The sequence below is a fragment of the Paraburkholderia sp. UCT2 genome, from assembly GCF_014397665.1.
Taxonomy (GTDB): Bacteria; Pseudomonadota; Gammaproteobacteria; order Burkholderiales; family Burkholderiaceae; genus Paraburkholderia; species Paraburkholderia tuberum.
The window spans coordinates 38,445-50,985 of the sequence record NZ_VZQO01000056.1 but is presented as its reverse complement, the minus strand read 5'-3'; the positions used below and the strand labels follow the sequence as shown (position 1 = coordinate 50,985).

General features: G+C 66.5%; 14 protein-coding genes. 10 read left to right on the top strand and 4 right to left on the bottom strand.

The window, feature by feature from the left end; translation table 11 throughout:
• Positions 1-146: 146 nt before the first annotated feature.
• The 8 genes from F6X39_RS31665 to F6X39_RS31630 all read left to right on the top strand — a co-directional run bounded on the left by F6X39_RS31665 (position 147) and on the right by F6X39_RS31630 (position 8,180).
• Entirely contained in the window at positions 147-1,040 is an 894-nt protein-coding gene (locus F6X39_RS31665; protein ID WP_184066019.1) for a LysR family transcriptional regulator, read from the top strand.
• Positions 1,041-1,276: 236 nt separating this feature from the next.
• Positions 1,277-2,071: a sugar phosphate isomerase/epimerase family protein gene (locus F6X39_RS31660; protein WP_187619507.1), complete on the top strand. Its 795-nt coding sequence runs from the start codon at positions 1,277-1,279 to the stop codon at positions 2,069-2,071.
• A 141-nt stretch (positions 2,072-2,212) separates the two neighbouring features.
• Positions 2,213-3,196, top strand: coding sequence for a sugar kinase (locus tag F6X39_RS31655; protein WP_187619506.1), 984 nt, complete (start codon positions 2,213-2,215; stop codon positions 3,194-3,196).
• A gap of 123 nt (positions 3,197-3,319) precedes the next feature.
• Positions 3,320-4,609, top strand: coding sequence for an MFS transporter (locus tag F6X39_RS31650; RefSeq protein WP_187619505.1), 1,290 nt, complete (start codon positions 3,320-3,322; stop codon positions 4,607-4,609).
• Positions 4,609-5,574 (top strand): 2-hydroxyacid dehydrogenase, encoded by a 966-nt coding sequence (locus F6X39_RS31645; protein WP_187619504.1) that lies wholly within the window; start codon positions 4,609-4,611, stop codon positions 5,572-5,574. The genes F6X39_RS31650 and F6X39_RS31645 overlap by 1 nt, the downstream gene beginning before the upstream one ends.
• A 54-nt stretch (positions 5,575-5,628) precedes the next feature.
• The gene (locus F6X39_RS31640; protein WP_187619503.1) at positions 5,629-6,723 is read left to right on the top strand and encodes a LacI family DNA-binding transcriptional regulator; all 1,095 of its coding nucleotides are present in this window, start codon (positions 5,629-5,631) and stop codon (positions 6,721-6,723) included.
• 83 nt (positions 6,724-6,806) lie between these two features.
• Positions 6,807-7,718 (top strand): YhfC family intramembrane metalloprotease, encoded by a 912-nt coding sequence (locus F6X39_RS31635; protein WP_187619502.1) that lies wholly within the window; start codon positions 6,807-6,809, stop codon positions 7,716-7,718.
• Positions 7,719-7,814: 96 nt separating this feature from the next.
• On the top strand, positions 7,815-8,180 hold the full coding sequence (locus F6X39_RS31630; protein WP_187619501.1) for a DUF3022 domain-containing protein: 366 nt from the start codon (positions 7,815-7,817) through the stop codon (positions 8,178-8,180).
• Positions 8,181-8,220: 40 nt separating this feature from the next.
• On the opposite strand, the gene F6X39_RS31625 is transcribed toward F6X39_RS31630, so the two are convergent.
• Positions 8,221-8,658: a PGDYG domain-containing protein gene (locus F6X39_RS31625; protein ID WP_184022710.1), complete on the bottom strand. Its 438-nt coding sequence runs from the start codon at positions 8,656-8,658 to the stop codon at positions 8,221-8,223.
• A gap of 265 nt (positions 8,659-8,923) precedes the next feature.
• Positions 8,924-9,442, bottom strand: a complete 519-nt coding sequence (locus F6X39_RS31620) for a Spy/CpxP family protein refolding chaperone (RefSeq protein ID WP_187619500.1) — start codon at positions 9,440-9,442, stop codon at positions 8,924-8,926.
• 338 nt (positions 9,443-9,780) lie between these two features.
• Here F6X39_RS31620 and F6X39_RS31615 point away from each other — a divergent pair, with 338 nt between their 5' ends.
• Both F6X39_RS31615 and F6X39_RS31610 read left to right on the top strand, forming a co-directional pair.
• The gene (locus F6X39_RS31615; protein WP_090805298.1) at positions 9,781-10,239 is read left to right on the top strand and encodes an Lrp/AsnC family transcriptional regulator; all 459 of its coding nucleotides are present in this window, start codon (positions 9,781-9,783) and stop codon (positions 10,237-10,239) included.
• A 257-nt stretch (positions 10,240-10,496) separates the two neighbouring features.
• Positions 10,497-11,594, top strand: a complete 1,098-nt coding sequence (locus tag F6X39_RS31610) for a saccharopine dehydrogenase family protein (protein WP_187619499.1) — start codon at positions 10,497-10,499, stop codon at positions 11,592-11,594.
• Positions 11,595-11,710: 116 nt separating this feature from the next.
• On the opposite strand, the gene F6X39_RS31605 is transcribed toward F6X39_RS31610, so the two are convergent.
• Both F6X39_RS31605 and cydX read right to left on the bottom strand, forming a co-directional pair.
• Positions 11,711-12,292 (bottom strand): AAA family ATPase, encoded by a 582-nt coding sequence (locus F6X39_RS31605; protein ID WP_187619498.1) that lies wholly within the window; start codon positions 12,290-12,292, stop codon positions 11,711-11,713.
• Entirely contained in the window at positions 12,289-12,435 is a 147-nt protein-coding gene (cydX, locus tag F6X39_RS31600) for a cytochrome bd-I oxidase subunit CydX (protein WP_187619497.1), read from the bottom strand. Before cydX ends, F6X39_RS31605 begins: the two co-directional genes overlap by 4 nt.
• Positions 12,436-12,541 lie beyond the last annotated feature (106 nt).

Below are 12,541 nucleotides of genomic sequence, written 5' to 3'. Positions count from 1 at the left end.
GTGGGTGTGGACATGATCGGTGGCTTCGTAACGGACTTGCATGGGACTGCATAAGCAGCAATGGGGCTAATCCTAAATTAGATATATCGATATGAAAAATCGTGATTTAGAATGTGAAGTATCGGCTCAACGGATATTTAATCGAGATGACCCCGGATCAACTTATAACGTTCGCCGCCGTCGCTGAGCATCGCAACATCAGCCGGGCGGCGGTGGCGCTGCATCTGTCGCAGCCGGCGGTGTCCGGCCAGCTGAGGCAATTGCAGGACGAGTTCGGCGAGCCGCTGTATCAGCGCGATGGCCGCGGGGTGCGGCTGACGCCAGCCGGCGAGCAGCTCGCCGCCTATGCGGCGCGGCTGCGCGACACCTGGCGGCAAGCGCATGCCTATCGCGACGCGCTGCGCGGTCTCGAACAGGGCACCTTGCGGATCGGCGCGAGCACGACGCCGGCGAGCTACCTGCTGCCGTACCTGATCGCCGAATTCCATCGCCGCTATCCGCACGTGAGCGTGCACACCGCCAACGGCAACACGGCCGAGATCGTCGGTGCGCTCGGCTCGGTCGACATCGCGATGATCGAGGGTCCCGCCGGCGCAGATCTGCCGCCGGACACGGTCGTCCATGCGTGGCGCGAGGACGAGATCGTCGCGATCATGCCGCGCTCGCATCCGCTCGCGCAGGCGGACAATGGCGGGCGCATCGAGCTGGCCGCGTTCGGCGCGTATCCGCTGGTGCTGCGCGAGGAAGGCTCGGGCGTGCGGCAGACGGTCGAGCGCGAGTTCGCGCGCGCGGGCGTGCCGATGCGCGTGGCGCTCGAAATCGCGGGGGTCGAAGGGGTGAAGGAGGCGGTGCGGGCGGGGATGGGTGTCGGTTTCGTGTCGGCGATGTCGATGCGGCATGAGAACGGTGCGCTGCGGCTCATGTCGCTGAGCCCGCAGCCGCTGACGCGGCGGCTGTCGATTCTGGTGCCGCATGCGAGCGCGCCGTCGCGGGTGGTCGAGCAGTTTCTGGCGATGTGCGTCGCGGACGAGGGCGGCTGACTTCCGCGCTGGCAGCGTATGGGGTCGCGAATGCGAACCCGTGCGGGGCGCTGCCGTGGCCGGCGCGCCTCGCTTTACGCTCGCCGTATGCCGGCCGCGCCTGGGGATTTCCTCTATGGTGCGCGATGGCTGTCCCGAGCACCATTCGCATATCGCAGCGCCTCGGCGCTTTTTTTCGAAGTTTAGTTGGAACCGGTTCCAAAAGCGGTTTCGCTTCAGAATTGCGTGAGTTGGATATGGCTGATGCAGTGGAGATCGTGGTCGTCGCCAGCGCGTTCGGTGTGAACGCCGTGCGCGCCGACGGCCATCTGAAATGGGCGCAGGCGGCAAAGTGCGCCGGCGCGGCGGGTTTCGAAGTGCGCCGGGAGCTGTTCGCGAGCGACGCGGACGCGGACGCGCAACGGCTGCGCGCGCTCGGCGCGGCGTTGGCCGATCTCGGGCTGTGGTCGGTGTTCTCGACGCCGGCATCGTTGTACGCGGCGGACGGCCAGCTCGATACCGACGCACTGCGTGTCGCGCTCGATCAGTCGGCCGCGCTAGGCGCGCGCTTCGTCAAGCTGCAACTCGGCGGCTTCTCGGGTAAGGCTCACGGCGCGGCCATCGCCGCGCACGTCGCGAGCGGCTTGGGCACCACGGGCGGTGCAAAGCCACGGCTCGTCGTCGAAAACGGGCAACTGGCGCAGGGCGGCTCGCCCGCGCAGTTCGTCGGACTGTTCGATGCGCTCGCGCGTGAAGGCCACGCGGGCGTGCTCGGCATGACCTTCGATACCGGCAACTGGGCGTGGCTCGACGTCGCGCCGCTACCCATCGCGCCGCAGCTCGCGCCGTACGTCGAGTACATCCATTGCAAGACCACCACGGGCGAGGGCGCGCGGCGCTTTGCGAGCGCGCCGGCCGACGATGACGCGCCATTTTGCGCGCTTCTCGACCGGCTGCCGCGCGATGTGCCGCGCGGCATCGAGTTTCCGTTCGATCCGAGCCGAATCGACGCGGATGCCGCGCGTTATGTGAGCTGGCTTGCGCGCGTGTAGACGCGCGGCGCCGCATCACGAAGCGCCTCGGTCGAAGCCGTATAGCAGACGAGGCGGCAACCCAGGCAGCAACCCAGGCAGCAAAGAACGCATTCCACGCAACACGAATCACCGCATCAGCAGCACCACCAGGAGCCCAGCATGACGCACCCTTACCCCGCGCTCGACGTGATCACCTACGGCGAAGCGATGGCGATGTTCGTCGCCGCCGAAGCCGGCCCGCTCGCGGGCGTCGGGCACTTCACGAAGCGCATCGCCGGCGCGGATCTGAACGTCGCGATCGGCTTGTCCCGACTCGGCTTCAGGGTGGGCTGGATGAGCCGCGTCGGCGACGATTCGTTCGGCCGGTACGTGCGCGACACGCTGGCGAAAGAGGGCATCGACCAGCAATGCGTGAGCACCGACGCGCGCCATCCGACCGGCTTCCAGCTGAAGTCGAAGAGCGACGACGGCAGCGACCCGGCGGTCGAATACTTCCGCAAGGGCTCGGCGGCGAGCCATCTGTCGCTCGACGACTACCTCGCCGATTACGTGCTGCCCGCGCGTCATCTGCATCTGACCGGCGTCGCCCCGGCGATCTCGGCAAGCTCGCGCGAACTCGCATTCCACCTGGCCCGCGAAATGCGCGCTGCAGGCAGGACGATCTCGTTCGACCCGAACCTGCGTCCGACGCTATGGCCCTCGCGCGCGGCGATGGTCGAAGGCTTGAACGCGCTCGCCGCGCTCGCCGACTGGGTGCTGCCCGGCATCGGCGAGGGTGAGATTCTGACCGGCCACACGCAGCCGGAGGACATCGCGAAGTTCTATCTCGAGCGCGGCGCGCGCGGCGTGATCGTCAAGCTCGGCGCGCAGGGCGCGTATTACCGCACCGCGACCGATGCCGCGACGATCGCCGGCCGGCCGGTCGCGAACGTCGTCGATACGGTCGGCGCGGGCGATGGTTTCGCGGTCGGCGTGATCAGCGCGCTGCTCGAAGGCCGCACGCTCGCGCAGGCGGTCGCGCGTGGCAACCGCATCGGCGCGCTCGCGATCCAGGTGATCGGCGATTCGGAAGGTTTGCCGAGCCGCGCCGAACTCGCCGCGCTGGAGCTGGCCGAGGTACCGGGCATCGCAAGCGCGGCCTGACGCGGATCGGACCGCATCGATAGCGCTGCATCCACAACCAGCATCGACGACAACAAGAGCGCCCACAGCGCGCCCAGATTTTTTCATCATTGATTCGGGACGACGCCGTCCAAGGAGACTTCCATGACCTCATCGCTTGCGATTCGCCGTTGGTGGACGATCATGCCGATCGTGTTCATCACCTACAGCCTCGCGTATCTGGATCGCGCGAATTTCGGCTTCGCGTCGGCGGCCGGCATCAACCAGGATCTCGGCATCAGCAAGGGGCTCGCGTCGCTGATCGGCGCGCTGTTCTTCCTCGGCTATTTCTTCTTCCAGATTCCGGGTGCGATCTATGCCGAGCGCCGCAGCGTGAAGAAACTGGTGTTCTGGAGCCTCGTTCTGTGGGGCGGCTGCGCGGCGTTGACCGGCATGGTCAGCAACATTCCGTCGCTGATGGCGATCCGCTTCCTGCTCGGCGTCGTCGAAGCCGCGGTGATGCCGGCGATGCTGATCTTCATCAGCAACTGGTTCACGAAGAGCGAGCGCTCGCGCGCGAACACGTTCCTGATCCTCGGCAATCCGGTCACGGTGCTGTGGATGTCGGTCGTGTCGGGCTATCTCGTGCATTCGTTCGGCTGGCGGCATATGTTCATTGCCGAGGGCGCGCCCGCGATCATCTGGGCGATCTGCTGGTGGTTCCTCGTCAAGGACAAGCCCGAGCAGGTGTCGTGGCTCACGCAGCAGGAAAAGGACGCGCTCGCGCAGACGCTGCGCGCCGAGCAGGCCGCGATCAAGCCGGTGCGCAACTACAGCGAGGCGTTTCGCACGCCCGCGGTCATCAAGCTGTGCGCGCAGTATTTCTGCTGGAGCATCGGCGTGTACGGCTTCGTGCTGTGGTTGCCGTCGATCCTGAAGAACGGCTCGTCGTTCGGCATGGTGGAAACCGGCTGGCTGTCGGCACTGCCGTATCTGGCCGCGACGATCGCGATGCTTGCAGCTTCGTGGGCATCGGATAAACTCAACCGCCGCAAGGTGTTCGTGTGGCCGTTCCTGCTGATCGGTGCGATTGCGTTCGCGGCGTCGTACGGGCTCGGCTCCGCGCATTTCTGGGTTTCGTATGCGCTGCTCGTGATCGCGGGCGCGGCGATGTACGCGCCGTATGGACCGTTCTTCGCGATCGTGCCGGAGCTGCTGCCGAAGAACGTCGCGGGCGGCGCGATGGCGCTGATCAACAGCATGGGCGCGCTCGGTTCGTTCGTCGGCTCGTACGTGGTCGGCTATCTGAACGGCGCGACCGGTTCGCCCGCGGCATCGTATGCATTCATGAGCGTGGCGCTCGTCGCCGCGGTGATCCTGACGCTCGCCGTCAAGCCGGCCGCGGCCGAACAACGTGGCCCCGCTCGTCCCACCGTCGCAAGGAAAATTAGCTGATGAACAAGATCGTCGCCTGGAAGTCGCTGCCCGAGGATGTGCTCGCCTATCTGCAACAGCATGCGCAGGTCGTGCAGGTCGATCCGTCACAGCATGATGCGTTCGTCGCCGCGCTGCGCGATGCCGACGGCGGCATCGGCGCGAGCGTGCAGATCGCGCCGGCGATGCTCGAAGGCGCGAGCCGGCTGAAGGCGCTGTCGACGATCTCGGTCGGCTACGACCAGTTCGACGTCGCCGACCTCACGCGCCGCGGCATCGTGCTCGCGCACACGCCGGACGTGCTGACCGAATCGACCGCCGATACCGTGTTCTCGCTGATCCTCGCGTCCGCGCGGCGCGTCGTCGAGTTGGCCGACTGGGTCAAGGCGGGGCAGTGGCGCACGAGCATCGGGCCCGCGCAGTTCGGGCTCGACGTGCAGGGCAAGACGATCGGCATCGTCGGGCTTGGACGCATCGGCGGCGCGGTCGCGCGACGCGCGGCGCTCGGCTTCAACATGAAGGTGCTGTATACGAACCGCAGCGCGAACCACCAGGCGGAGCAGGCATATGGCGCGCGGCGCGTCGAGCTCGCTCAATTGCTCGCGCAGTCCGATTTCGTCTGTCTGCAGGTGCCGCTCACGCGAGAGACGCGGCATCTGATCGGCGCCGCCGAACTGCGCGCGATGAAGAAGAGCGCGATCCTGATCAACGCTTCACGCGGCGCGACCGTCGACGAACCGGCGCTGATCGAGGCGCTGCGCAACGGCACGATTCACGGCGCGGGCCTCGACGTGTTCGACACCGAACCGTTGCCTGCCGACTCGCCGTTGCTCGCCATGCCGAACGTGGTCGCATTGCCGCATATCGGCTCGGCGACGCACGAGACCCGTCACGCGATGGCGCTCAACGCGGCGGAGAACCTGGTCGCCGCGCTCGACGGCACATTGACGACCAACATCGTCAACCGTGACGTCCTGGCGAAGTGATTCGCAGGGCGGCGCGCAAGCTCCCGCCCTCGGACCGGCACGAGCGATGAGCGAATGAGCACGACCCCGCCCCCGGCCAGCATCCCGCCTGGTGCCCCGAGCGCGCCGACGCGACGCGCGACGATCACCGATGTCGCGCGTGAAGCCGGCACCGGCAAGACCAGCATCTCGCGCTATCTGAACGGCGAGTTCAGCGCGCTGTCGCCCGAGCTGCGCGCGCGCATCGAAGCCGCGATCGCGCGGCTCGACTATCAGCCGAACCAGATGGCGCGCGGCCTGAAGCGCGGCCGCAACCGGCTGATCGGCATGCTGGTCGCCGACCTGACCAATCCGTACTCCGTCGAAGTGCTGCAAGGCGTCGAGGCCGCGTGCCACGCGCTCGGCTTGATGCCGCTGATTTGCCACGCGGCGAACGAAGTCGAGATGGAGCGGCGTTATCTGCAACTGCTGACCACGTATCGCGTGGAAGGTGTGATCGTCAACGCGCTAGGCGTGCGCGAGGAGACGTTGCGGCCGGTCGGCGACGGCGGGATTCCGGCGGTGCTGGTCGATCGGCGCGTGGAGGGGCTGGTCGCCGACATGGTCGGTCTCGACAATGGCGCGGCCGCCGCGCTCGGTACGCGGCATCTGCTCGAACGGGGCTTCGAGCACATCTGGTTCGTCGTGCAGCCGTTCGAGCAGGTCAGCTCGCGGCAGTTGCGCGTCGAAGCATTCGATCGGGCGATGCGCGACGATGGCCGCGCGCGCGGTCGTACGCTGGTGCTCGATCTCGCCGATGCAACTGCGCTCGAGCGCGGTCTCGTGGAGCTGGATCGTGCGATCGACTCGCCAGGCGGGGCCGGTGCCGAGCCCGCCGGCGCCTCCCCACGCGTCGCGCTGTTCGCGGCCAACGCACCGGTCGCGTTGCGGCTCGCGCTGCATCTGAACGCGCGTTACGGCGCGCACTGGCAGAGCCGCGTCGCGCTGCTTTCCATCGACGATCCGGATTGGGCCGAGCTCGCCGGCATCACGACGATCCGCCAGCCGACCTTCGACATCGGTTATCGCGCGGTCGAATTCCTGCACGAGCGCATCGAAGGCGCGCAGACGGGCGCGCGCGACTGCCTGCTGCCCGGCGAGCTGATCGTGCGTGCGTCGACCGCACGCTGATTTCCGGCCAATCTGCGATGATGCGGGCTGCGGCGCGCAGCGGTTGCGCGCCGGGGATTGCAAGGAACCCCGCAAGGATACTCATGGTCGTGCCACCGCTTACCCTCGCGAGTCTCGCGCTCGCCACGCTCGTCATCGCCGCTTTACCGTTTCTGATTTACCGACAATTGCGCCGTCCGCTCGCGCTTCGGCCGCGCGACGCGATCGCCGGCGTCGCGGTGTTCGCGCTGTTCGCGATGGTCATCGAGCGTGCGCTGCACGACTATCTGTTGCGCGGCAACGAGACGACCGCGGCGTTCCTTTCGCAGCCGCTCGCGTTCGTCGTCTATGGTGCGCTGGCCGCGGGCGTTTGCGAGGAAGTGGGGCGGTTCTTCGGCATGCGGCTGCTCATGAAGCGCGCGGCGGCGCGGCCGGCGGTGCGCAAGAAGGCGAACGTCGACGCGCCCGCCGGCGTCGCTGCAAGCGCGGGCGCGAGCTCCGCCGCCAGCACGACCGCCGCCAGCACCGCCGACACGCGCACCGCCGCATTGCGCGCCGACGATGGCGCCGCGCTCAGCTACGGCCTCGGCCACGGCGGCGCAGAAGCGTGGATGGTCGGCGTGTTCGTGCAGTGCCAGTGGCTCGTGTTAGCGGTCCTCGAAAACCGTGGCCGGCTCGGCGATTACCTCGGCAATCTGCCGGCCGAAGCGGTGATGCGCGTGCATCTGATTCTCGCGAGCCTGACGCCGCAACTGGCCGGCATTTTCGCGCTCGAACGCGTCGCGGCGCTGGTGTTCCAGATCGGCTTGTCGGTGCTGATGTGGCGCGGCGTGCGGGCCGGCTCGCGCGGCATCCTGCCGCTCGCGATCGGGGTGCACGCGCTGATCGACGTGCCTGCGGCAATGACGCAGGCGCGGCTGTTGCCGCTCGCGGCGGCCGATACGATCTATGTGGTGGCGGCGGTGTTCGTCGCGGGACTGCTGATACGGATTTACCGGCGGCCGGCGGCGGCGTGAGCGGATGAGCCGCTGGACGGCAGGCACCTCGCTATCCCTTCAGTGTTTCTCTAAAATGCGCCTACGTTTCAGGATCTTCTTTTCCCGGCAGCCTTCATGGAAGCTTACCAATACGACTGCGCGCATCCGGAGTTCGACGAGCTCGCGCGCGTCATCAGCGATCTGTTTCCCGAGCAGACGCAGTTCATCGAGCGTGCCGCCGACGATGGCACGCCCACACTGACGGTTCACTGGGTAGCAATGCGCTTCGGCTCCACCGCGCGCCGTATCGTGATGACGGTCGCGATCGCGCCGGCGGCGCTCGCGCGTTATCGCGCGATGCCGGCGCGGTTGCGTGGCCGCAGCTTTGCGGTATTGCGCGCGTACGTCGAAGCGAGCCTGGGCTCGCTCGAAGAAATGTACGCGAACGGCCAGGCGGTCCCGCGCGAAGTCACGGTCGAGCTCGGCGAAGAGTTCGCGTGAAGCGCGAATGAAGCGTGAATGAAGCGCGGGCGAAGCGGATTCAATCCGCGAGCCGATAGACCTTCGCGAAACGCGCGGCCTGCACGACGCCATAGTCGCCGGGCGCGTACTGCATGACCCAGTCGCCGGCCGCGCCGTGCAGCACGTCGCCGCCGCTCGCGGAGCGCGCGAGCGAGAAGGACTCGTCCATCCGGCGGGCGAGTACGACCGCCGGGCGATTGCGGTAGGCGCCGGCTTCGCCGTGCGCGAGCGCGGCATCGGCGGGCAGGTACTTCGCATCGAAGCGCTCGCGCGACACGACCCAGCGCTCGCCGGTCGAGCCGGTGATCAGCGCATCGCCGCGCACATAGCGGTTCGGGCCTTCGAGGCTCATCAACTGGCCTTCGGCGGCGGCGAATTCGACGCTTACCGTTTCGTCCTTGACGACGCGTTGGGCGTGCGGATCGTCACGCAAATCGAGATTCCTGAGTTCGGTCATGAAGCGGGTGGAAGATTAGGGGGTGAGCGTTGCGGCGAGACTTGCCGCTTTGCGGCGATCGTGCGTCGAGTCGCTGGGACGGGTAGCCGGCCCAGACAGCGCGACTCCGAATAATGCCAGATGCATGAGTCGGGCGGGGGGAGGCGAAAGGCTGAGGCGTGGTGAGAAAGCCGCTGTTCGGGCGCCATCGGAATTGCCGAAATCAACCGCGTCCGAACGGACCCGCGCCCGCGACGGGGCAACCCCCGCCGCGGGCGCTCTTCCATTACGGCTTGACTGTCGCGTCGCTCGCGGCTTCTGCCGCGGGCTTGCCGCCCTTGCCCTTGCCATGGTGGCCGCGATGATGACCCTCGGGGCCGCCCTGGTGGAACGTCGCGTCGGCGAGCTTCTTCTGCTCCGGCGACAGGCTGCTATACAGCGGATCGAACGCATCGACGAGCTTCTTCATGCCGTCCGCATGCGCCTGCGCGATCGTTGCGTACTGTTTCATGTCGTCGAGCGCGCTCACGTTGGTGGCCGCCTTGCGCTGCTCGAACAGCCGGCCCATCGTTTCGCCGTTGCTGCGCATGACGTCGGCGAACGCCTTCCATTGCGTTTCCTGCGCGGGCGTGATCTTCAGTTGCGAGTGCAGATAAGCGATGCGGTCTTCGACGTTGCGTTCGTGGCCGGCCTTGGCCGCGGAGGCCGAGGCCATGGTGTCCGGCGCTGCGGCCGGCGCGGCGGTTTGGGCGAACGCGCCGCCCATCGAAACGGCCGTAGCCAGCATAACCAGTGCTTTTTTCATCGAAACTCCTGATGTCTGTTCGTTATTGAGACACGGCGCGCGGCGAGCGTCTTGCCCCGCGCCAGCGGCGAATGGCGCCGCACCGCAAGCGGCTGCCGCATTCGCCCGGCGCCGCTATTAGTAACACGTTAACCCTACAATACGGTGCGTGTGCGACAAACGCTTACAACCGAAACGAACGCGAAACGGCTCGCGCCTGAGCGGCAATCGCGCCGACATACTGCCCCGGGCCGCCCCACAGTGTGCCGTGCATCTGTGACCGTACCGCGTGACATGGCGCCGCTGCGTGCAGACGCGCGATAATCCGCGACATTCCACACCAACTTCCTTCCCCTTCGATGAGACCTCCGCGCCTCGACCAGCTCGACGACCTCGACCGCAACCTCGTTGCACTGCTGCAAGCCAACGCGCGCGAGAGCGTCGCGAATCTTGCGCGGCAGCTCGGCGTCGCGCGCACGACCGTGATCGCGCGCATTGCGCGGCTCGAGCGCAGCAACGTGATCGCCGGCTACAGCGTGAGGCTTGGCCAGGATGTGCTCGATTCGAGCATCGTCGCGTATGTCGGCATCATCATCGCGCCGAAGCACGGACCGGCCGTGCAGAAACGCCTCGGCAAAATGCCCGAAGTGCAGATGCTGTGCGCGGTCAGCGGCGAGTTCGACTACGTGGCATGGCTGCGCGCCGATTCGCCCGAGCGGCTCAACGATCTGCTCGATCAGATCGGCGGGCTAGAGGGCGTCGAGCGGACCACGACGTCGATCATTCTCGCGCGCAAGATCGACCGCGGCACGGTGTGAGTCGGCGCGCGGCGTAACCTCTTCGCGAGTGCTGCGAGAGTCCATCGTTGACGCCTTTTTTATGCTGTTTCGACAAATCGTTTGACCGGTTCGTCAGAACGTCGAACCGGATGGTCATACCGCAGCATTTTGCGCGTATGAACTGTTTTTGCTTCTTCCTACACTGTCATTCAAGGGTTCGGCCCGCAGGCGCCGCGCGCAACACGCGGCGCACTTCCCAAGCTCAGAGACAGCACACGGATAACAAGGAGAAGCAGATGAAAGTAGCTATCGTTGGCGCAGGTCTGATCGGTCACACCATTGCCCATATGCTGCGCGAGACGGGCGACTACGAAGTCGTCGCGTTCGACCGCGATCAGCACGCGCTCGACAAGCTCGCCGCCCAGGGCATTCCCACCCGCCGCATCGATTCCGCCGACGCCGCCGTGCTGCGCGCCGCGATCCAGGGCTTCGACGTGCTGATCAACGCGCTGCCGTACTACCTCGCGGTCAACGTCGCAGCGGCCGCGAAGGGCGCGGATGTCCATTATTTCGACCTGACCGAGGACGTACGCGCGACGCACGCGATCCGCGCGATCGCCGAAGATGCCGATCACGCATTCATGCCGCAGTGCGGTCTCGCGCCGGGTTTCATCGGCATTGCCGCGCACGAGCTCGCGAATCGCTTCACGGAAATCCGCGACGTGAAGATGCGCGTCGGCGCGCTGCCCGAGTTTCCGACCAATGCGCTGAAGTACAACCTGACGTGGAGCGTCGACGGCCTGATCAACGAGTACTGCCAGCCGTGCGAGGCCATCCGCGATGGCCGCACGCAATGGGTGCAGCCGCTCGAAGGCCTCGAGCATTTCTCGCTCGACGGCACCGAGTACGAAGCGTTCAACACGTCGGGCGGGCTGGGCACGCTGTGCGAAACGCTGGCGGGCCGCGTCGAATCGCTCGACTACAAGTCGGTGCGCTATCCGGGTCATCGCAACCTGATGCAGTTCCTGCTCGAAGACCTGCGTTTGTCGAGCGACCGCGATACGCTGAAGACCATCATGCGCCGCTCGGTGCCGTCGACCGCGCAAGATGTCGTGCTGGTGTTCATCACCGTGAGCGGCATGCGCGACGGTCAGCTGGTGCAGGAGGTGTTCACGCGCAAGATCTTCGCGAAGACTGTCTGCGGCGTACCGATGAGCGCGATTCAGATCACGACCGCCGGCGCGATGTGCGCGGTGCTCGATCTGTTCCGCGAGCGCAAGCTGCCGCAAAAGGGCTTCGTGCGCCAGGAGCAGGTCTCGCTCGGCGATTTTCTGGCGAACCGCTTCGGCAAGTTGTACGAAGGGCAGTCGCTGGAGGCGATGGCGACCGTTTGAGGCCGGCATGGCTCGCGTCGAATGAAAATCCCCGTACGTCGCCGACGTACGGGGATTTTCCGTTTTTCAGCCCTAATCGGACCAGCGCGGCACTCGCCAGACAGAAGGGAGGGCCGTCATCCAGCCACGATTTGCGCGACGAGCGCTTCATGGTCCGCCGAACTGGGCGCGGTATTGTCGAACATCAGCAGACCCTCGCGGCTCGCGCCGCTCGGCTCGAAACGCCGCCGCCGGTAGGCGTCCCAGTGCGCGAGCTTGTACGCATCGTTGGGATTCGCGCGCGCGACGATCCGCTGCCGCGCCACGTCCTCCGAGGTCCGCACCCACACGACACACAACCTCACGTCCGGCGCGACGCCGAGCCACGCATGATCGAACAGCCGCCGCTCGCGCACCTCGCGAGACAGCGGGCCGACGACCAACGCGCTGATGCCGAGTTCGAGATTGTCGCGCGCCGTATCGATGAGGCCGCGATACTCGGGGTCGCGCAGATGCTGCAGGAAAAGAGGGCTGTCGCGATCGTTCGGATTGCCGGTCAGCATCGCCATCGCGGCCGCGCTATAGACGCCGTACAGCGTGTCCTTGTCGAGCAGGCAGAAGGGGGTGCCGCTCACTTTCATCAGCGGGCCGAGCAGTTTTTTCGCCAGCGTCGTCTTGCCCGTGCCCGCATGACCGCAAAAGAAAACCAGAGAAGTCACGCAGGCTTGTCCTCACGCGGCGCGGCGGCGGCATCGGGGCGCGGGTCGCGCGCGAACGTGCCGTTGGCCTCGAGCCACATCACGTTGATGATGCCGAAGGCGAGCGCCACACCCACGCCGAGAATCCAGGTGAAATACCACATCGCAGTCTCCTTGATCGTGCGTCCGGCGTCGCGGATCGACAGGCATGCCGGCAACCGACGATGGCCAGCCGCGAGCGCGGCCTCCTGCACCGATCATGAAGAAGAA